The 19,879-nt window shown below is 59.7% G+C and carries 14 protein-coding genes; 8 read left to right on the top strand and 6 right to left on the bottom strand.

Features of this window, described 5'->3' with window-relative positions; translation table 11 throughout:
* Nucleotides 1-6: 6 nt before the first annotated feature.
* The gene (locus A8O26_RS10915) at nt 7-366 is read right to left on the bottom strand and encodes a response regulator (protein WP_064117993.1); all 360 of its coding nucleotides are present in this window, start codon (nt 364-366) and stop codon (nt 7-9) included.
* Nucleotides 367-630: 264 nt separating this feature from the next.
* Between A8O26_RS10915 and A8O26_RS10920 the strand changes: the two genes are divergently transcribed.
* From A8O26_RS10920 to A8O26_RS10940, 5 genes are read left to right on the top strand one after another with little or no spacing between them, the layout of a single operon-like run.
* Nucleotides 631-4,134, top strand: coding sequence for a response regulator (locus A8O26_RS10920; RefSeq protein ID WP_064117994.1), 3,504 nt, complete (start codon nt 631-633; stop codon nt 4,132-4,134).
* Nucleotides 4,134-4,967 carry a CheR family methyltransferase gene (locus tag A8O26_RS10925; protein ID WP_064117995.1) on the top strand — a complete coding sequence of 278 codons (834 nt, stop codon included), beginning with the start codon at nt 4,134-4,136 and terminating at the stop codon, nt 4,965-4,967. The genes A8O26_RS10920 and A8O26_RS10925 overlap by 1 nt, the downstream gene beginning before the upstream one ends.
* The gene (locus A8O26_RS10930; protein WP_064117996.1) at nt 4,964-5,557 is read left to right on the top strand and encodes a chemotaxis protein CheB; all 594 of its coding nucleotides are present in this window, start codon (nt 4,964-4,966) and stop codon (nt 5,555-5,557) included. Before A8O26_RS10925 ends, A8O26_RS10930 begins: the two co-directional genes overlap by 4 nt.
* On the top strand, nt 5,551-6,765 hold the full coding sequence (locus A8O26_RS10935; RefSeq protein ID WP_064117997.1) for a hybrid sensor histidine kinase/response regulator: 1,215 nt from the start codon (nt 5,551-5,553) through the stop codon (nt 6,763-6,765). Before A8O26_RS10930 ends, A8O26_RS10935 begins: the two co-directional genes overlap by 7 nt.
* Before the next feature lie 44 nt (nt 6,766-6,809).
* The gene (locus tag A8O26_RS10940; RefSeq protein WP_064117998.1) at nt 6,810-7,187 is read left to right on the top strand and encodes a response regulator; all 378 of its coding nucleotides are present in this window, start codon (nt 6,810-6,812) and stop codon (nt 7,185-7,187) included.
* A gap of 74 nt (nt 7,188-7,261) precedes the next feature.
* On the opposite strand, the gene A8O26_RS10945 is transcribed toward A8O26_RS10940, so the two are convergent.
* From A8O26_RS10945 to A8O26_RS10955, 3 genes are all read right to left on the bottom strand, one after another.
* Nucleotides 7,262-8,932, bottom strand: a complete 1,671-nt coding sequence (locus A8O26_RS10945) for a response regulator (protein WP_064117999.1) — start codon at nt 8,930-8,932, stop codon at nt 7,262-7,264.
* Nucleotides 8,929-10,431: an ATPase domain-containing protein gene (locus A8O26_RS10950; RefSeq protein ID WP_064118000.1), complete on the bottom strand. Its 1,503-nt coding sequence runs from the start codon at nt 10,429-10,431 to the stop codon at nt 8,929-8,931. The genes A8O26_RS10945 and A8O26_RS10950 overlap by 4 nt, the downstream gene beginning before the upstream one ends.
* 110 nt (nt 10,432-10,541) lie before the next feature.
* A complete protein-coding gene (locus A8O26_RS10955) occupies nt 10,542-11,597 on the bottom strand; it encodes a tetratricopeptide repeat protein (RefSeq protein WP_064118001.1) in 1,056 nt (351 codons plus the stop codon).
* Nucleotides 11,598-11,770: 173 nt separating this feature from the next.
* Here A8O26_RS10955 and A8O26_RS10960 point away from each other — a divergent pair, with 173 nt between their 5' ends.
* Genes A8O26_RS10960 through A8O26_RS10970 form a run of 3 tightly spaced genes read left to right on the top strand, consistent with a single transcriptional unit; the run spans nt 11,771 to nt 15,066 of the window.
* Nucleotides 11,771-13,906, top strand: a complete 2,136-nt coding sequence (locus tag A8O26_RS10960; RefSeq protein ID WP_064118002.1) for an FUSC family protein — start codon at nt 11,771-11,773, stop codon at nt 13,904-13,906.
* Nucleotides 13,896-14,096, top strand: a complete 201-nt coding sequence (locus A8O26_RS10965) for a DUF1656 domain-containing protein (protein WP_064118003.1) — start codon at nt 13,896-13,898, stop codon at nt 14,094-14,096. The genes A8O26_RS10960 and A8O26_RS10965 overlap by 11 nt, the downstream gene beginning before the upstream one ends.
* Before the next feature lie 4 nt (nt 14,097-14,100).
* The gene (locus A8O26_RS10970; protein ID WP_064118004.1) at nt 14,101-15,066 is read left to right on the top strand and encodes an HlyD family efflux transporter periplasmic adaptor subunit; all 966 of its coding nucleotides are present in this window, start codon (nt 14,101-14,103) and stop codon (nt 15,064-15,066) included.
* Between the two features lie 193 nt (nt 15,067-15,259).
* Here the strand turns inward: A8O26_RS10970 and A8O26_RS10975 are convergent, their stop codons facing one another.
* Both A8O26_RS10975 and A8O26_RS10980 read right to left on the bottom strand, forming a co-directional pair.
* Entirely contained in the window at nt 15,260-16,681 is a 1,422-nt protein-coding gene (locus tag A8O26_RS10975) for an efflux transporter outer membrane subunit (protein ID WP_064118005.1), read from the bottom strand.
* A complete protein-coding gene (locus A8O26_RS10980) occupies nt 16,678-19,869 on the bottom strand; it encodes an efflux RND transporter permease subunit (protein WP_064118006.1) in 3,192 nt (1,063 codons plus the stop codon). The genes A8O26_RS10975 and A8O26_RS10980 overlap by 4 nt, the downstream gene beginning before the upstream one ends.
* Between the last annotated feature and the right edge of the window lie 10 nt (nt 19,870-19,879).

The raw sequence follows: 19,879 nt of genomic DNA on the forward strand, positions 1-19,879 counted from the left end.
TGCTTCTTAGTTGAGGAGGCTTTTGACTTTGTCGCGCAACTGATCAATTGAAAATGGCTTGCCGATGGAATGCATGCCCGCAGGCACTTCGATGGTTTCGGCATAGCCACTGGCGAACAGGATCGGCAGCGCGGGGCGCAGCTTGCGCGCCTCGGTGGCGAGTTCGCGGCCATCCATGCCCGGCAGGCCGACATCGGTCATCATCAAGTCGATGGGCTTGCTCGCGTCATTGAGTATTTCCAGCGCCTGCTCGCTGCCATCCGCCTCCAGCACCTTGAACTCCAGTTCCTCCAGCACATCGACGATCAGCATACGCACGATGTCATCGTCTTCGACTACAAGGATGGTGGACTGGGTGGCGGACATAATGGGGCTCTCAAAAAATGGAATTCAGGTGCGTCGGCCGATCAAAACTACCGGGCTCTTGCATGAGTAAGTGGCGCATAGCCACAAGTTCCCGGATTGATACAAAAAAGAATAGGCGCAAACAGGCCGGCAAGGATAACCGTTGGCCATCGCGCGAGCGCGGGCAAATGTAGGAAATTGCGGTTAAACCTGTGAGAAAAATGGATCCATGCCGCTGTTTTGGGGCAAACTCCCTGTTTTTCAACAGTTCGACAAGGCTGCCCCATGTCCTCTCCGTCTACGGTTGATGAGCAACGGTTTCGCAAACTCCTGAGCCGCAACATCAGTCTGCCCTTGGGCGTTGGTGCGCTCAGTGCCGTGTTCTTCGTGTCGCTGATCACTTATCTGCTGTCGGTTATCCAGTGGGTGGAGCACACCGATCGGGTGATCAATAACGCCAACGAAGCGGTGAAACTCACCGTCGATCTGGAAACCGGCATGCGTGGCTTCCTGCTCAGTGGCGATGAACACTTCCTCGACCCGTACGAGACCGCCAAGCCACGGATCACGGTGGCGCTCAACACCTTGCTCGAACTGACCGCCGACAACCCGGTGCAAACCGATCGCCTGCGCCGTCTGCAGGCCTTGCAGACCGAGTGGGCGAATTACGCGCAATCGATGATCGATCTGCAGCGCAGCAGCGGCGACTATAAAGGCGCGGTCAAGGCCGGGCGTGGCAAACGCCTGACGGACGAGATTCGCAAGCAGTTTGAAGATGTGATCGAAACCGAGCAGGTGTTGCGCACCACGCGCAATGAAGACGTGCGTCGCACGACGATCTGGAGCATCAGTCTTTATCTGTTGTTCATCGCCGGTATCAGTGGCTTGCTGGCCTACATCGGCCGTCGCGATCTGGTCAATCTGTCGACCAATTACAGCGCCAACCTCGCGGCACAACAGGCCAGCGCCGGGCGTCTGGAGCAACAGGCGTGGCTGCGCAACGGCCAGACCGAACTCGCCGAGCAAGTGTTGGGGCAACTGACGCTTAATCTGTTGGGCCGCAACATTCTGCAGTTCTGCGCGCAATACATGGGCACGGCCGTGGCCGCGCTGTATGTACGCGAAGAGCACGGTGGCCTCAAGCGTGTGGCCACTTACGGTTTCTCCCGCGAGCAGGAAGAACAGGATCAGTCGATCTACAGCGGCGAAGGCATCGTCGGCCAGGTGGCGCAACAGGCACGACTGATTCGTCTCGATTCGGTGCCGGCCGATTACTTCAAAGTCAGCTCCGGCCTCGGCGAAGGTTTGCCGCACAGTGTGCTGGTGGTGCCGACCAGCGATGATGAACGGGTCAACGGTGTGATCGAACTGGGCTTCTTGCGCCCGTTGACGGATCGCGATATCGAACTGCTGGAACTGATCGCCGGCAACATCGGCACGTCGATCGAAGCCGCGCGCTACCGTCAGCGTTTGCAGGAAGTGCTGGCGGAAACCCAGCAGCTCAACGAAGAGTTGCAGGTGCAGCAGGAAGAGCTGAAAACTGCCAACGAAGAACTCGAAGAGCAGTCGCGGATTCTCAAGGAATCCCAGGCGCATCTGGAAACCCAGCAAGTCGAACTGGAGCAGACCAACGAACAGCTCGCCGAACAGGCGCAGACCCTGGCCGAACAACGCGACGCGATGGACTTGAAGAACACCGAACTCAATCAGGCGCAAGTACAGCTCGAAGAGCGCGCGGAAGAGTTGCAGCGTTCGAGCAAGTACAAGTCCGAGTTCCTCGCCAACATGTCCCACGAACTGCGCACGCCGCTCAACAGTTCGTTGATTCTGGCCAAGTTGCTGGCCGAGAACCCGCAGGACAATCTCAGCGCCGAACAGGTCAAGTTTGCCGAGTCGATCTATTCGGCCGGCAACGATCTGCTCAACCTGATCAACGACATTCTGGATATTTCCAAGGTCGAGGCCGGCAAGCTTGAGGTGATCCCCGAGAACACCAGTGTCGCGCGTCTCGCGGACGGCTTGCGCAGCGTGTTCGAGCCCTTGGCGGCGGACAAGCGCCTGACCTTCAGCGTTGACCTGCAACCCGATGCGCCGGTGACGCTGTTCACTGATCGGCAACGTCTGGAGCAGGTGATCAAGAACTTGCTATCCAACGCGGTGAAATTCACCGAGTCCGGCGCGGTCAGCCTGACCATCAGCGGCCAGCCCAATGATCGCGTGGCATTCATCGTGCGTGATTCCGGGATCGGCATTGCCGCGGATCAGCAGGACAGTATTTTCGAGGCCTTCCGCCAGGCCGACGGTACCACCAACCGCAAGTACGGCGGCACCGGCCTGGGGCTGTCGATCTCGCGCGATCTGGCAACATTGCTCGGCGGCTCGATCAGCGTCAGCAGCGCGCCGGGGCAGGGCAGTGTGTTCACCCTGGTGTTGCCGCAGCAGTACAGCGAGACGGCGGATAGCCGATCCGCACCGCTGACGCTCACTCCGCCGGCGGCCTTCGTCAGCGCGCCGGTTGCTCAGGCGCCGGCAGCCATGGTTTCGCCGTTGGCGCCGGTGCACATTCCGCGCTTTGCCGATGACCGCGACAAGGCACCCTTCGCCACCCGCTGCATTCTGGTGGTTGAGGATGAGCCGAACTTTGCGCACATCCTCTACGACCTGGCGCATGAACTGGGCTACCAATGCCTGGTCGCCCACGGTGCTGACGAAGGCTATGACCTGGCGAAAGAATTCGTCCCGGATGCGATCCTGCTGGACATGCGTCTGCCGGACCATTCCGGTCTGACCGTGCTGCAACGCCTGAAAGAGCACGCCGAAACCCGGCACATCCCGGTGCACGTGATTTCGGTCGAAGACCGCGTCGAAGCGGCGATGCACATGGGCGCCATCGGCTATGCGGTGAAACCGACCACCCGCGAAGAGCTCAAAGACGTGTTTGCCCGTCTCGAAGCCAAGCTCACGCAGAAGGTCAAGCGCGTGCTACTGGTCGAAGACGACGACTTGCAACGTGAAAGCATCGCGCGACTGATCGGCGACGAAGACATCGAAATTACCGCCGTCGGCCTCGCGCAAGATGCGCTGGAGCGGCTGCGCACGACGATCTACGACTGCATGGTCATCGACTTGAAGCTGCCGGACATGCTCGGCAATGACCTGCTCAAGCGCATGTCCACCGAAGACATTTGCTCGTTCCCGCCGGTGATTGTCTACACCGGGCGCAACCTGACCCGCGATGAAGAGGCCGAACTGCGCAAGTATTCGCGTTCGATCATCATCAAGGGCGCACGCTCGCCGGAGCGTCTGCTGGACGAGGTCACACTCTTTCTGCACAAAGTCGAATCGCAGTTGTCCCATGAACGGCAGAAGATGCTCAAGACCGCGCGCAGCCGCGACAAGGTCTTCGAGGGTCGCAAAGTGCTGCTGGTGGACGACGATGTGCGCAACATCTTCGCCCTGACCAGTGCGCTGGAGACCAAAGGCGCAGTCGTGGTGATCGGTCGTAACGGCCGTGAAGCGATTGAGAAATTGAATGAAGTCGAGGACATCGATCTGGTGTTGATGGACGTGATGATGCCGGAAATGGACGGTTTTGAAGCCACCATTGAAATCCGCAAGGATCCGCGCTGGCGCAAGCTGCCGATCATCGCGGTGACGGCCAAGGCCATGAAGGACGATCAGGAGCGCTGCCTGCAGGCGGGCGCCAATGATTACCTGGCCAAGCCCATCGATCTGGATCGCCTGTTCTCGCTGATTCGCGTGTGGTTACCGAAGATGGAACGTATTTAGTGGAACGCAGTAGTTCAATCGAGCGAAACAGCGAAATAGAGTTGCGCCTGCTGATCGAGGCCATCTATCTGAAGTACAGCTACGATTTTCGCGATTATTCCGGCGCGTCGATCAAGCGCCGGGTGCAACATGCGCTGAGCCAGTTCGAGTGCGCGACGATTTCGGCGTTGCAGGAAAAGGTCCTGCACGACCCGACCGCGTTCATGCAACTGTTGCAGTTGCTGACGATTCCGGTCAGCGAGATGTTTCGCGATCCCTCGCACTTCCTCGCGATTCGCAAGGAAGTGGTGCCGTTGCTGCGCACCTATCCGTCGATCAAGATCTGGATCGCCGGGTGCAGCACGGGCGAGGAGGTATACTCGATGGCGATCCTGCTGCGCGAAGAAGGCTTGCTCGATCGCACGATCATTTATGCCACCGACATCAATCCACGGTCGCTGGACAAGGCCAAGCAAGGGATTTTCTCCATGGAGAACGTCCGGGCGTACACCGCCAACTACCAACAGGCCGGTGGCCAGTGCTCGTTTGCCGACTACTACACGGCCGCGTACGGCTATGCGATTTTCGACAAGAGCCTGTGCGAGAACGTGACGTTTGCCGACCACAGTCTGGCGACTGACAGCGTGTTCTCCGAAACCCAATTGATTTCCTGCCGCAACGTGCTGATCTATTTCAACAAGAAGCTGCAGGACCGCGCCTTCGGGCTGTTCCATGAATCGCTTTGCCACCGTGGCTTTCTGGTGCTGGGCAGCAAGGAAACGCTGGATTTTTCCAGCTATGCCAATCAGTTCGAACCGTTGGTGAAGCAAGAACGGATCTATCGCAAATCATGAACGAAACTACGGATCTGCCTCGAATCGAGGCGATTGTGGTCGGGGCTTCCGCCGGTGGCGTCGAGGCCTTGTTGACCCTGCTCGGGCCGCTGCGCGAGGGTTTCGTATTGCCGATCATCATCGTGCTGCATCTGCCGGAAGAACGCCGTAGCCAGTTGGCTGAAGTGTTCGCCCGCCGTCTCGGCATGCCGGTTCACGAGGCCAGCGACAAACAGGACATCGTCGCCGGCAGGGTGTATTTCGCAACGCCGGGTTATCACCTGTCGGTAGAACAGGATCGCAGCCTGTCGTTGAGCCTTGAGGACCGTGTGCATTACTCCCGGCCTTCGATCGATTACCTGTTTGAATCGGCCGCCGATGCCTATGGGCCCGCGCTGGCCGCTGTGTTGCTGACCGGCGCCAATCACGATGGCGCGCGCGGGTTGGTCGAAGTCAAGCGCCGTGGCGGCTTGACGATCGTCCAGGACCCCGAAGAAGCGCAGGTCGCCACCATGCCTCAGGCTGCCTTGAAAATTCAGCAGCCTGACCATGTCCTAACCATTCACGGCATCGGCCGTCTGCTTGTCGAGCTGGAACGAATCGCATGCTGAGTAATATCCAAGCCAAACTGTTGATCGTCGACGATCTGCCAGAAAACCTGCTGGCCCTCGAAGCGCTGATCAAACGCGAAGACCGCACCGTCTATAAGGCGCTGTCGGCTGACGAAGCGTTGTCGCTGCTGTTGCAGCACGAATTCGCCATGGCCATTCTCGACGTGCAGATGCCGGGCATGAACGGCTTCGAGCTGGCCGAGCTGATGCGCGGCACCGAGAAAACCAAGAACATCCCGATCATTTTCGTCAGCGCCGCCGGCCGCGAACTGAACTATGCGTTCAAGGGCTACGAGAGCGGGGCCGTGGACTTCCTGCACAAACCGCTGGATATCCATGCGGTGAAGAGCAAGGTCAACGTCTTCGTCGATCTGTACCGCCAGAGTAAGGCGATGAAGCAACAGGTCGAAGCGCTCGAGCTGGCCCGCCGCGAACAGGAAGCGTTGCTGCAGCAATTGCAGAGCACGCAACTGGAGCTTGAGCAGGCGGTGCGTATGCGCGATGACTTCATGTCAATCGTCGCCCACGAAGTGCGCACGCCGCTCAATGGCCTGATACTCGAAACGCAATTGCGCAAGATGCATCTGGCCCGCGACAACGCCGCCGCGTTTACCCTGGACAAGATGCACGCCATGGTCGACCGCGACGAGCGCCAGATCAAAAGCCTGATCCGGCTGATCGAAGACATGCTCGACGTGTCGCGGATTCGCACCGGCAAGTTGTCGATCCGGCCGAACCGTTTCGACTTGACGCAACTGGTCAGCAATCTGTTGCAGAACTTTGCCCAACAGGTCGAGGCGGCGGAAACCGAAGTCAGCTTTACCGCGCCGCATCCGGTGGAAGGCTATTGGGACGAGTTTCGTATCGAACAGGTCGTTTCCAACCTGCTGACCAATGCCCTGCGTTATGGTGGTCGCAGCCCGATCCAGGTGCGGGTTTACCGTGAAGGCAATGAGGCGCGAGTCGAGGTGCAGGATCGCGGGATCGGCATCAGCGCCGAGAATCAGAAGCGTATTTTCCAACAGTTCGAACGGGTTTCCGCCAAGACGGTAGTGGCCGGGCTCGGACTGGGTCTGTTCATTTCCGAGCAGATCATTGCCGCCCATGGCGGTTCCATCGTCGTCGAGAGTGAAATCAACGAAGGCGCCCTGTTTCGCGTTTGTCTGCCGATCGAGGAAAACGGCAAATCCGACGCAACCTCTGAGTGACCACACGGTCGTATCAGCAGCTATTGACCGAACAAAGGCTTCCCATGAGCGTAGATGCACAAGATGTAGTACTCGTCGTCGAGGACGAACCGGTTATCTTGATGGTCCTGACCGATTATTTGTCGGGGCAGGGTTATCGCGTGTTGCAGGCCGAAAACGGCGAGCAGGCGTTCGAGATCCTGGCGAGCAAACCGCATCTGGACATGTTGATCACCGATTTTCGTTTGCCCGGCGGCATCTCTGGCGTGCAGATTGCCGAACCTGCGGTGAAGTTGCGACCGGATCTGAAAGTGATCTTTATCAGCGGTTATCCGCAGGAAATCCGCGAGACCGGCAGCCCGATCACGCACAAGGCGCCGATTCTGGAAAAACCGTTCGATCTGGATGTGTTGCAGGAAAAGATTCAGGAGTTGTTGGCCTGATTATCCTGCGCTGACGGACGCCGACCTGAAGGAGCTGTCGCAGTTTGCGACAGCTCCTTCAGTGTTTTTCGGGGTCAGTTTTTGATCATTTCGCGGACTTTGGCCGTGAGCAGATCGAAGGTGAAGGGTTTGGTGATCATCTGCATCCCCGAATCGAGGAAACCACCGCGCACCGCCGCATGCTCGGCATATCCGGTGATGAACAGCACTTTCAGGCCTGGCCGGTATTGCCGGCCAACTTCCGCCAGTTGCCGGCCGTTCATGCCCGGCAGCCCGACGTCGCTGATCAGCAAGTCGATGCGTTGCGCCGAGTTGAGGATCGGCACGGCGCCATCGGCGTCGCTGGCTTCGACGAAGGCATAACCCAACTCGCTGAGCACCGCGCTGACCAACACACGCACGGCGGGGTCGTCTTCGACAATCAGCACGGTTTCGCCGTCCAGCGCTTCCGGCGCTTGCTCGACATTAGTGGCGGGGCTGGCCAGTTCTTCGCCGCGGAAACGCGGCAGATAGAGTTTGACCGTGGTGCCTTGATCGATTTCGCTGTCGATCGAGACATGGCCGCGCGATTGTTTGCTGAAACCGTAGATCATCGACAGGCCTAAACCTGTGCCCTGACCGATCGGTTTGGTGGTGAAAAACGGATCGAACGCGCGGTTGATCACGCTCTGCGGCATGCCACTGCCGTTGTCGGTGACACTCAACATCACGTAATCACCCGGTTCGAGGTTGCTGTAAGCCTCGGTGAAGTCGCGCTTGAGCACCTGATTGCTGGTTTCGACAACCAGTTTGCCGCCCTCGGGCATGGCGTCGCGGGCATTGATGACGAGGTTGAGCAGGGCGCTTTCCAACTGATTTGGATCGGCTTCGGCGACCCACAGTTTGTCGTTCAGGCGCATGTCCAGCTGAATGCTTTCGTTGAGGCTGCGCTGCAACAGTTCGCCCATCGACAACACCAGCGTATTCATCTGCACGGCTTTGGAGTCGAGTGACTGGCGGCGCGAGAAAGCCAATAGCCGGTGGGTCAGGCCTGCCGCGCGGTTGGCGGAGGTCACGCCGAGGTCGATCAGGCTGTCGAGATCGTCGGTGCGTCCACGCGCCAGACGCCGACGCAGCAGTTCGAGGCTGCCGATGATCCCGGTGAGCATGTTATTGAAGTCATGGGCGATGCCGCCGGTCAATTGGCCGACCGCTTCCATTTTCTGCGACTGACGCAGCGCCTCTTCGTTATGCCGCAGTTGTGCGGTGCGTTCCTCGACCTGTTGCTCGAGGGTTTCCAGCGTCGATTGCAGACGGCGCTCGCTTTCACTCAGGTCGATCAGTCGATCACGTGCTTCGTACTGTCGTCGTCGCCCGCGCAGGGCGGCGGAAACCAGGCTGACCAAGGTCGCCGGGTGAAACGGCCGTTCAAGGAAGGTCACGTTGCCTAATTGACCGCTGAGCCGCGAGGAGGGGCCTTGTTCCTGGCCGCCGTGATGGGTGAGCAAGACGATGGGCAGATCCGACCATGCCGGCTGTTGTTCAAGGTGCATGAACAACGCCTCGATCTCAGGGCCGCGTAAGGCTTCGGCAGCGATCAACAACAGGCCGGCACCGAGTTCAAGTTCGCTGCAGAGTGCGCTAAGCCCCGGTGTGATCAGCCCGCCGTAGCCCGCTTCATTGAGGATCATCTGCGCAATCTGGCTGTCACGACCCACGGGCGCCAGTATCAGCGCCCGTTCGGCCAGTGGCGTGGTCAGCGTCACAAGGTCTCTTCCCGAAGCAGCGGGTTGCTCGCGCCGAGGTAGGTGGGCACGCCGCGCAGCACACCCTGGAAGGCTTCCAGCGGCTCGCCGATGGTCATGCCTTGGGTGGAAATTCGGTACTCACGAATGGTCGATTCGTGGCTACCGGTGCGTTTCTTGATGATGGAGATCGCCCGGCGGACTTTGCCGATGGCTTCAAAGTAGCGCAACAGAATCACCGTATCGGCCAGGTAAGTAATGTCCACCGGCGCCTGCATGTCGCCGACCAGACCGTGCTGGGCAACGGTCATGAAGGTCGCGGCGCCTTTGCGGTTCAAATACAGCAGCAATTCATGCATGTGCAGCACCAGGGCGTTTTCTTCCGGCATCGCTGCCTGATAGCCGTTGATGCTGTCGATGACCACGGTTTTGATCTCGCCTTCATCGACACAACGCCGCACCCGGTGCGAAAACTCACCCGGTGACAGCTCGGCTGCGTCTACCTGTTCAATCAGCAGGTTGCCGGTGGCTTGCAGAGCCTTGAGATCGATGCCGATGTTATTCATGCGCTCGAACAGCAGACCGAGTTCTTCATCGAAGATAAACAGCGCAGCCTTTTCTCCACGCCCCACCGCAGCCGCCGCGAAGATCATCGAGATCAGCGATTTGCCGGTGCCCGCCGGGCCGAGGATCAGGGTGCTCGAGCCAGTCTCGATGCCGCCACCGAGCAGGGCGTCCATTTCCTTGATGCCGCTGGTCAATTGCAGGCGCGCATAGTCGCCGCGATGTTCGGCCGCGACCAGACGCGGGAACACGTGCACGCCGTCGCCCATGATGGTGAAGTCATGGAAGCCGCCGCGATACTTCTGGCCACGGTATTTGACCACCCGGACACGCCGGCGCTCGGCGCCATAGTTGGGGGTCAATTCTTCGAGGCGAATCACACCGTGAGCCACGCTGTGCACGGTTTTGTCGAGGGATTCGGTGGTCAGGTCGTCGAGCAGCAGCACCGTAGCGTCATAGCGTACGAAGTAGTGCTTGATCGCGAGGATCTGACGACGGTAGCGCAACGAACTCTGCGCCAGCAGGCGAATCTCCGACAGGCTGTCGAGCACCACGCGGGTCGGCTTGAAGCGCTCGACCACTTCGAAAATCTGCTTGGTGGCTTCGCCCAGTTCCAGGTCGGAGGAGTACAGCAAACTCTGCTGATGCTCGGCATTGAGCAGGCTTTCCGGTGGCGTCAGCTCGAAAATCTCGATGTTCTCGCCCAATTCCCAACCGTGCGAGAGCGCACCTTGGCGCAATTCGCGCTCGGTTTCCGACAGGGTGATGTACAAACAGCGTTCGCCGGCGCGTGCTCCGGCCATTAGAAAATGCAATGCGACCGTGGTTTTGCCGGTTCCGGGTTCACCTTCGAGCAAAAACACATGTCCACGAGACAAGCCACCGGCCAGGATGTTATCCAGACCTTCGATGCCGGTGGCGGCTTTTGCACTGATCAACGCGTTAGATGTAGACAAAAAATGCCCTCTCATGACTAGGGGAGTCGAGGCGCTTTATTGAAAGCGGTCGCCTGAATTACTTGACCCTTTGGCGTGATGGCAGTTCACAATTTTCTTCTGGATTTGCTTCACAGCCCTTGCTGCAGGGCTGGATCGTCGGGATTCAACTGTTCGAGTTGCGCCAGCAGGATCTGCACATTTTGCAGTTGGCCGCTCTCTTTCCAGTAATTGATCAACAGCACTCGCGCCTTGCGATCGGCCGGATGACGCTGGACGATTTCCTGCAATTGCTTCTGCGCCGCTTCCAGCTCTTCGGCGCTGTGCAAGGTGGTCGCGAGGTCGTAGCGGTAATCCTTGTTATCAGGCTCAAGTTCCACCGCTTTCGACAAGCCGAGCAGGGCGTATTCACGCTGACCGTGGTGCAGCAGCCACAGGCCCAAGGCATGTTGCAGATAGGCGGAATCGGGCTGGGCTTTGAGTTGTTGGGCAAGCAACTGTCGGGCGGCGTCGCTCTGGCCCTGACGGTCGAGCACGTCGATCTGCATGACCAGCGCCTGCAGATTGCCGGGCTCCAGACGCAGGGTGTTATCGAGGGCGACCTGGGCTTCTTTGAGTTCGACGTTATGGATATACAGGCGCGCCAGTTGCGCGTAAGTGGCAGCGCTTTCCGGCTCGGCCTTGAGCGCTTGCTCCCAGCCATCGATCGCTTGCTGCAACGGCGCGAAATACAAACCCAGTTCGTCAGGCGTCAAGCCGAGCAGGGCATTGATCGCGGCAAAGCGCACCGTCTGATCTTCATCATCGAGCATGGGCCCCAGTAACAGGCTGCGTTGCCCGCCGGGCACCAGGCCCACGACGCTGTGGATCGCTGCCAGCCGCACCTCGGGCGCTTCGTTTTGCAGGTCGGCATCTGCCAGTTTCAATGCCTGCGGGCTCGGATAGTTCGGCAATTCGCCATGCAACCAGACCCGGCGTTTGATCGACAGATCCGGGCGGCCCATCTGCTGATACAACTGCCGCGCCGCGCCCGGTTGCCCGGTGCGCGCGGCGTTCAACGCTTCGCTGTAACCACGTCGAATGGCTTCCGGAACGACTGGGGCGGTGCTGCGCAGGGACAGCCACGCCACGACGACAATGAGCAAAAGGGCAAGGCTGATGAGCAAGTAGCGGCGAGAAGCAGGCATGCAGGTTTCCGTGAACTGACGTTCTATTGGCAGAACGGCAAGCTTCGGTCAGCGCGCGCCGTGAGTCAAACCCAATGCCTGCGAAACGCCCTACACATCGCGTCGACGCTTTGAGCCGTCGGGCTTGGCTGGCAGTGTCTACGCTTGCAGGAGTTGTGCTGACGAGTGTGCCCATGCAAGCCCTGTTCAATTACTTCAAAGCGGTGATCCATCCCGGCCAGGCGGTGCTGCTGTTTGCCCTGCGAACCATTGCCGCCGGGCTGCTGACCCTGTATCTGGCGTTTCTGTTCGACCTCGACCAGCCGAAATGGTCAATCATGGCGGTGGTGATCGTCAGCCAGCCTTTGTCCGGGATGGCCCTGGCGCGCAGTTTCGGTCAAGTCATCGGCACCACGCTGGGCGCGGTGGTGGCGGTAGTGATCATGGCGATTTTTCCGCAGGCGCCATTGCCGTTCATTACCACACTGGCGTTATGGCTGGCGCTGTGCACGGCGGGCGGAACGTTGCTGCGCTACACCAGCTCTCAGGCGTTCGTCCTCAGTGGCTACACCGCCGTGGTGGTGGCGATGCTGGCGATACCGGATCAGGACGGCACCTTTTTACTGGCGGTCACCCGCGTCACCGAAACCTTGCTGGCGGTGGCGTGTGTCTGCGTGGTCAGTCTGCTTACGGCGCGGCCGGAGGCGGTGGCCAAGGGGTATTTCGCCAAGGTCGATCAAGTGATCAAACTGGCTGCCAGCCATGCCGCTGCGGTGTTGCGCACGGAGGAAAGCGAGGCTGATTTCCAGCGCCGGCAAATGCAACTGCTCGGGGAAATAAGTGCCCTGGAAGGCCTGCGTCGGCACCTGTATTTCGATGCGCCACGTCTGCGCAGTGCCAACAATCTGGTGCTGCTGCTGGGTAATCAATTGATGTTGCTGACGTCGCGATTGACCGCTTTGCGTCATCAGCGCGAGTTGCTCACCGAGCGCTGGGAAGGTGATCTGCCGCTGGACGTCCAGCGCCTGCGTGCCGAGGAATTGGCCTTGCTCGATCAGTTGGCGCAACAAGGTCGGTCATTACCTGCCCAGGCGCGACATCAATTCATCACGCTGCAGCAACAGTTCGAAGCGCTGGCTTATCAGGCCGAGCAACTCACCGAAGACATGAGCGCGACCCTGCGTTCGCTGGCATGGGCGTTGCGCTGGGAACAGGCGCGGCTGTTGCACCAGTTGGAACAGATACTGGAGCTGAGCGATGCCATTCAGGATGGCCGTGAAGCCAGTTGCCTGTATCGCGGTCAGGCCAGTCCGCTGCACCTGGATTTCACCCTGGCGACGATGAACGCCATCCGCGCCTTTACCGCGTTGCTGGTGGCCGGGTTGATCTGGATCGAAACGGCGTGGGATGGCGCGCGGGGCGGGATGATTCTGGTGGGCATTCTGTGTTCGTTGATGGCGACGTTCCCGCGTCCGCTGATGGCCGCGCAGAGTTACGCCCGCGGCCTGGGTCTGGCGTTGCTGGTGTCAGCGCTTTATCAATTCATGCTGGTGCCGGCGATCAGTGATTTCGAATGGCTGGCATTGTTGCTGGCACCGTTGCTGTACGTGATCGCGGTCGGTCTGGCGAGCCCGGCGACGGCGGGCATTGGCATGGGGCTGGGGTTGTCGAGCTTCCTCATGCTCGGCCCGCAAAATATCGGCACGGGCCAGAACACAGCGATTCAATGGTTCGAATTCGCCGGTGCTTACGTCAGTGCGGCGATGTTGGCACTGATTGTCTACGCGTGGATCTTTCCGTTCCGCCCGGCATGGCGCATTCGCCGCTTTTATAACGAAGCGCGCGAGCAGGTGTATCAACTGAGCAAAATGCCCGCCACCGATGAGCAGCAGTTCGCGTTCGAAAGTCGCATGGTCGATCGCTTGACCAGCATGCTCGGCTTGTTGCCAGCGGTTAATGATCGCGTGATGCAGCAACTGTATGAAATCAGCCTTGCTTGCGTTGCACTGGGTGTCGCGATGCATCAACTGCGGCAGCAGGCACAGAACAATTCGTTGCTGACAGAGGCGTTCAGTCGGCACTTGGCTTCGGCTTTACGCAAGACCGGGCGTTTTGTCGCCGGTCGCGCCGATGTACAGCTGCAATCGTTGCTGAGCACGCTACACACCTTGGGCGATGAACTGGATGAGTTGCACGTCGCCAGTCATGAGCATCTGTGGTCGGTGTTCCGCATGCGCGTCGCCTTGTTGATCGTGGTGTCATTTCTGCAACGTCACGGCGAGCAGTTGCAAAACCCCGCAGCGGAAGGAGAACCAGCCCTTGCCCATTGATTTCGAGATTGGTGGCGTTTACCTGCCGCCGATTGCCCAGTCACTGTTGCTGGCCATCCCCATCTTCATGGTGCTGGACTGGGGCTTGCGCCGCCTGGGCGTGTTGCGTCTGGTCTGGCATGAGGCGCTGTTCGAAGGTGCCTTGTATGCCTGCGTCTGTGCCACGCTGATTTTGCTCATGGGAGCCTGATGACTTGAAAGTATTGCTCACGCGATTGACGACGTTGGCGGTGGTGATTCTGGCGATCGTGCTTGGCTGGTTTGCCTGGGAACATTACACCCGTGCGCCCTGGACCCGCGATGCCCGGGTGAGGGCCGACGTGGTGACGTTGTCGGCAGATGTCTCGGGGCGCATCGTCAGTCTGGCGGTGCAGGATAACCAGCATGTCGACAAGGGCCAGCTATTGATGGAGATCGACCCGGCGCGCTACCGATTGGCGGTCGAACACTCCAGGCGCTCGGTTGAAGTGGCGAAGGCCACCTTGGGCCAGTCGCAGGCGGCGATTGTCGCCAGTGAAGCACTGCTCAAGCAGCGCCAAAGCGAAGAGCGTCGGCGTCGGACGCTCAAGCAAGGGTTTGCGATTTCCGGGGAGGAGTGGGAGAAATCCAGCACCGACGTGGCGGTGGCGCAGGCCGACCTGTTGCGCAATCAGGCCAACCTCGGCCTGGCGGAGGCCAATGTGCAATTGGCGATCGCCGCGCTGACCCAGGCTGAACTGGACTTGCAGCGTACCCGCGTCGAATCGCCGGTCAGCGGTTATGTGACCAATCTGCTGACCCGTGAAGGTGACTACGCCGTGAGCGGAGGTGCCTTGCTGGCACTGGTCGACAGCGATTCGTTTTACGTCAGCGGCTATTTCGAAGAAACCAAATTGCCACGAATCGAGGAAGGCGACCGGGTGCGGGTGCAGTTGATGAGCGGCGAAACCTTCGGTGGCACGGTGCAGAGCATTGCCTTCGCCATCGCTGACCGGGAAAACGCCCCGGGCAGCCGCTTACTGGCCAACATCAATCCGAGTTACACCTGGGTGAAGCTGGCACAGCGAGTACCGGTACGGATCGAGATCGACCGCGACTATGCGGGGAAGAATCGCTTGCGCGCAGGCACCACGGCCACCGTCACCGTCCTGGAAAACTCTCAGTCTGAAGAACACCGTTAACCCTGTGGGAGCGAGCCTGCTCGCGAAAGCATTGGATCAGCCCCGTTGGTGTCGCCTGACACACCGCATTCGCGAGCAGGCTCGCTCCCACAGGATTTCATTGATCAAAAAATAAAAAAGCCCCGCGACCGAATGATACGCGGGGCAAAAAATTGGTTGGTTGCGGCCAACCAAAGGAGCTCTTTAACAACTGTTACTGACTGGCGACCGTCTCCGGTTGCCAGCCGCCGCCAAGGGCTTTGTAGATCGCGACAATGCCGCGATACAGATCGACTTCGGCCTGGGCCTGGCTGTCTTCGGCATTCAACCGTTCACGTTGGGCATCGAGCAGCACGAGGAAGTCGGTGGTGCCTTCGCGATAGCGAATTTCCGCCAGATCGGCAGCCTTGCGGCTCGATTCACTCTGGCGAATCAGCGAGATCAGGCGTTGCTGACGCTTGCCGTAATCGCTGAAAGCATTTTCCGATTCTTCCAGTGCCAGCAGCACTTGTTGCTCGTAAGTGGCCAGGGCGCCTTCGGCATCGGCATCGGCGCCGCGCAAACGGGCGCGCACGCTGCCAAGGTCGAACGCCGCCCACGTGATGCTCGGGCCGAGTGCCCAGGCGTTGGCCGCCGAGGAACCAATTTGCGAACCGCGCCCGGCCGTCCAGCCGAGGAAGCCGCTAAGGCTGACCCGTGGGAACAGATCGGCTTTCGCCACACCGATGCGCGCCGTGGCCGAAGCCAGTTTGCGTTCGGCGCTGAGGATGTCCGGACGACGTTGCAGCAACTCGCCCGGATCACCGATCGGCAGAGCCTTGGCAATCGCCGGCAGGTCTTTCGGGCTGAGATCGACGGTCAGCTTGTCCGGACGCTCACCGAGCAGGGTGGCGATACGGTTTTTCTGCCGAACCTGTTCAGCCTGCAACTGCGGCACGCTGGCTTCGACCGAGGCCAGACGCGCATCGGCACGTTCGACATCGAGCTGATCGCCGACGCCGGCATCACGCAGGCTGATGGTGATCTTGCGTGACTCCACCTGATTGTTCAGGTTGGCCACGGCGATCTTTTCCCGCAACTGAGCGCCGCGCAGTTGACCGTAAGCGTCGACCAGTTCGGCAATCATGGTGACTTGCAGTTGGTACAGATCGGCTTTGGCGGCCTCTTGATCGGCGTCACTGGCTTCCAGATTGCGCTGGATGCGCCCGAACAGGTCCAGTTCCCAGGCCATGTCCAGACCGAGGTCATAGCGTTCGCTATTGACCCGGTTGGTAGTCTGGCCAGGAATTTGACCCTTGGCCAAGTCACTGCTGGCGCGGCTGGTGATGGTTGGCATCGCATCGTTGCTGGCGTCGTCGCGGATTGCCCGGGCGGCTTTCCAGCGGGCGAACGCCACGCGCAGTTCACGGTTGCCTTGCAGCGATTGCGTCACCAACTGGTTGAGGGTCGGATCGTCGAATTGCTGCCACCAGATGCCTTCGAATTTCGAGCGGTCGAAGTTCTTTTGCCCGGCGGCGCCGTCGGTGACGGCCGTGATGTTGGCCGCCTCCGTGGCTGGGGTCTTGTAGTCGGGGCCGACGGCGCAGGCACTGAGGGCCAACACCAGCAGACTCGGCAGGAAGACTTTCAGACTCATTGTTGCGCCTCCAGTGGCTTTTGAAGATTGAGCGCCTTGGCCGCTTTGCGCTGCTCGCCGCGTTCAACAAAGTTACGGATCAGTACGTAGAACACTGGGGTCAGCAACAGGCCGAAGAAGGTCACCCCGAGCATCCCGGAGAACACCGCCACACCCATGGCGTGACGCATCTCGGCACCGGCACCGCTGGAGAACACCAGTGGCACCACACCCATGATGAACGCGAAGGAGGTCATCAGGATCGGCCGCAGACGCAGACGGCAGGCTTCCAGTACCGCCGCGAGCGGGTTGAGGCCTTCTTCCTGTTTGTCCTTGGCGAATTCGACGATCAGAATCGCGTTCTTACAGGCAAGTCCCACCAGTACGATCAAACCAATCTGGGTGAAGATGTTGTTGTCACCGCCCGAGATGATCACACCCGTGATGGCCGACAGCAGGGTCATCGGTACGATCAGGATCACCGCCAGTGGCAGGCTCCAGCTTTCGTATTGCGCGGCGAGTACCAGGAACGCCAGCAGTACGCAGAGCGGGAACACGAACAGCGCGGTGTTGCCGGACAGAATCTGCTGGTAGGTCAGGTCGGTCCACTCGTAGGTCATGCCGTTCGGAAGTTCTTCCTTGAGCAGTTTCTCGATGGCTTTTTCGGCCTGGCCGGAGCTGTAGCCCGGTGCAGCTGCGCCGTTGATTTCTGCGGTAATGAAGCCGTTGTAGTGCATCACGCGATCCGGGCCCGAGGTGTCGCTGACCTTGATGAAGGTCGCCAGCGGGATCATTTCGCCTTTGTTGTTACGCACTTTCAGCTGACCGATCTGATCGGATTCGAGGCGGAACTGCTGCTCGGCCTGAACGTTGACCTGATAGGTGCGCCCGAAGCGGTTGAAGTCGTTGGCATACAGCGAACCCAGGTAGATCTGCAGGGTGTCGAAGATGTCGCTGACGGCGACGCCGTGGGTCTTGGCTTTTTCACGGTCGATGGCAGCATCAACTTGCGGCACGTTCACGGTGTAACTGGTGAACAGCCCGGCCAGTTCCGGCACGCTGTGGCTCTTGTTGATGATGTTCATGGTTTCTTTGTACAGCTCGTCGTAGCCCAGGTTGCCCCGGTCTTCGATTTGCAGGCGGAAACCACCAATGGTGCCCAGACCTTGTACCGGCGGTGGCGGGAAGATCGCCATGTACGCCTCTTGAATGTTCGCGTATTGGCCGTTCAAGGCACCGGCGATTGCGCCGGCGGACATGCTCGGGTCTTTACGCTCGTCGAACGGCTTCAGGGTCACGAAGACGATGCCGGCGTTCGGGCTGTTGGTGAAGCCGTTGATCGACAGGCCCGGGAACGCTACGGCGCTTTCCACGCCTGGCTGTTTAAGGGCCAGGTCGGACATGCGTTTGATCACGTCTTCGGTGCGATCCAGGCTCGAAGCGTCCGGCAGTTGCGCGAAGGCGACGAGGTATTGCTTGTCCTGGCCGGGGACGAAGCCGGTCGGCGTGCTGGAGAAACCGAAGAAGGTCAACACCATCAGGCCTGCGTACAGCAGAAGGGCGATGCCGCTGCTGCGGATAACCCGACCCACTGTGCCGACGTAGCCATGGCTGGCACGGTCGAAGAAGCGGTTGAACGGACGGAACAACCAGCCACCGAAGATCTTGTCGAGCACTTTGGAAAAGCGGTCTTTCGGTGCGTCATGGCTTTTCAGCAATACCGCGGCCAGCGCAGGCGACAGGGTCAGCGAGTTGAAGGCCGAGATCACCGTCGAGATAGCGATGGTCAGTGCGAATTGCTTATAGAACTGACCGGTGAGGCCAGAGATGAAGGCCGCCGGAATGAACACCGCACACAGCACCAGCGCCGTCGCGATGATCGGGCCGGTCACTTCACGCATCGCCCGTTTGGTCGCTTCGACGGGTGTGAGTCCGAGTTCAATGTTCCGTTCGACGTTTTCCACCACCACGATGGCGTCGTCCACCACGATACCGATCGCCAGTACCAGGCCGAACAGCGACAGCGCGTTGAGCGAGAAGCCGAACAGGTGCATCACCGCAAACGTACCGATCAACGACACCGGCACCGCCACCAACGGAATGATCGAGGCGCGCCAGGTTTGCAGGAACAGGATCACCACCAGTACCACGAGGATCAGTGCTTCGAAGAGGGTGTGAACCACCGCCTCGATCGAGCCGCGCACGAAGATTGTCGGGTCATAGACGATGCTGTAGTCCATGCCTTGCGGGAAGCCTTTCTTCAGCTCTTCCATCTTGCCGCGAACTTCGTTCGAGATGTCGATGGCGTTGGAGCCTGGACGCTGGAAGATCGGGATCGCCACCGCCGGCTGGTTGTTCAGCAACGAACGCAAGGCGTATTGGCTGGAACCCAGCTCAACGCGAGCGATGTCCTTGAGGCGAGTGATTTCACCGTTGTCGCCTGCGCGAATGATGATGTTCTCGAACTCTTCCTCGGAAACCAGACGGCCCTGAGTGTTGACCGACAGCTGGAAGCTCTGGGCATTCGGCGCAGGGGGCGCGCCCAACTGGCCGGCAGCCACTTGACGGTTCTGCTCACGAATCGCGGTCACGACATCGGTCGCGGTCAGATTGCGCGAAGCGGTTTTGTTCGGGTCGAGCCAGACACGCAGCGAGTAGTCGCCCATACCGAACAACTGCACGTCACCGACACCACCGAGACGAGCGAGCTCATCCTTGATGTTGAGGATCGCGTAGTTGGACAGGTAGAGCATGTCGTAGCGCTTGTCCGGGGAGGTCAAGTGCACAACCATGGTCAGGTCGGGCGATGCCTTGTCGACGGTGATACCGATGCGCGTCACTTCCTCGGGAAGCTTCGGCTCGGTACGGGTCACGCGGTTTTGCACCTGCACCTGCGCGTTGTCCAGGTCAGTGCCCAGGGCGAAGGTGATGGTCAGGGTGATCTTGCCGTCGGCGGTCGACTGCGAGGACATGTACAGCATGTTCTCGACGCCGGTGATGGCCTGCTCCAGTGGAGCGGCCACGGTTTCACCGATGACTTTTGGGTTGGCGCCCGGGAAGTTGGCACGCACCACCACGGTCGGCGGCACGACTTCCGGGTATTCGCTGATCGGTAGCTGGAACAGCGAGATCGCACCGGCGATCAGGATCAACAGCGAGAGCACCGCTGCGAAAATCGGCCGTGAAATGAAGAATTGGGAAAAATTCATCGGAGTTGTC

It is taken from the genome of Pseudomonas fluorescens (assembly GCF_001648775.1).
GTDB classification, from domain to species: Bacteria; Pseudomonadota; Gammaproteobacteria; order Pseudomonadales; family Pseudomonadaceae; genus Aquipseudomonas; species Aquipseudomonas fluorescens_M.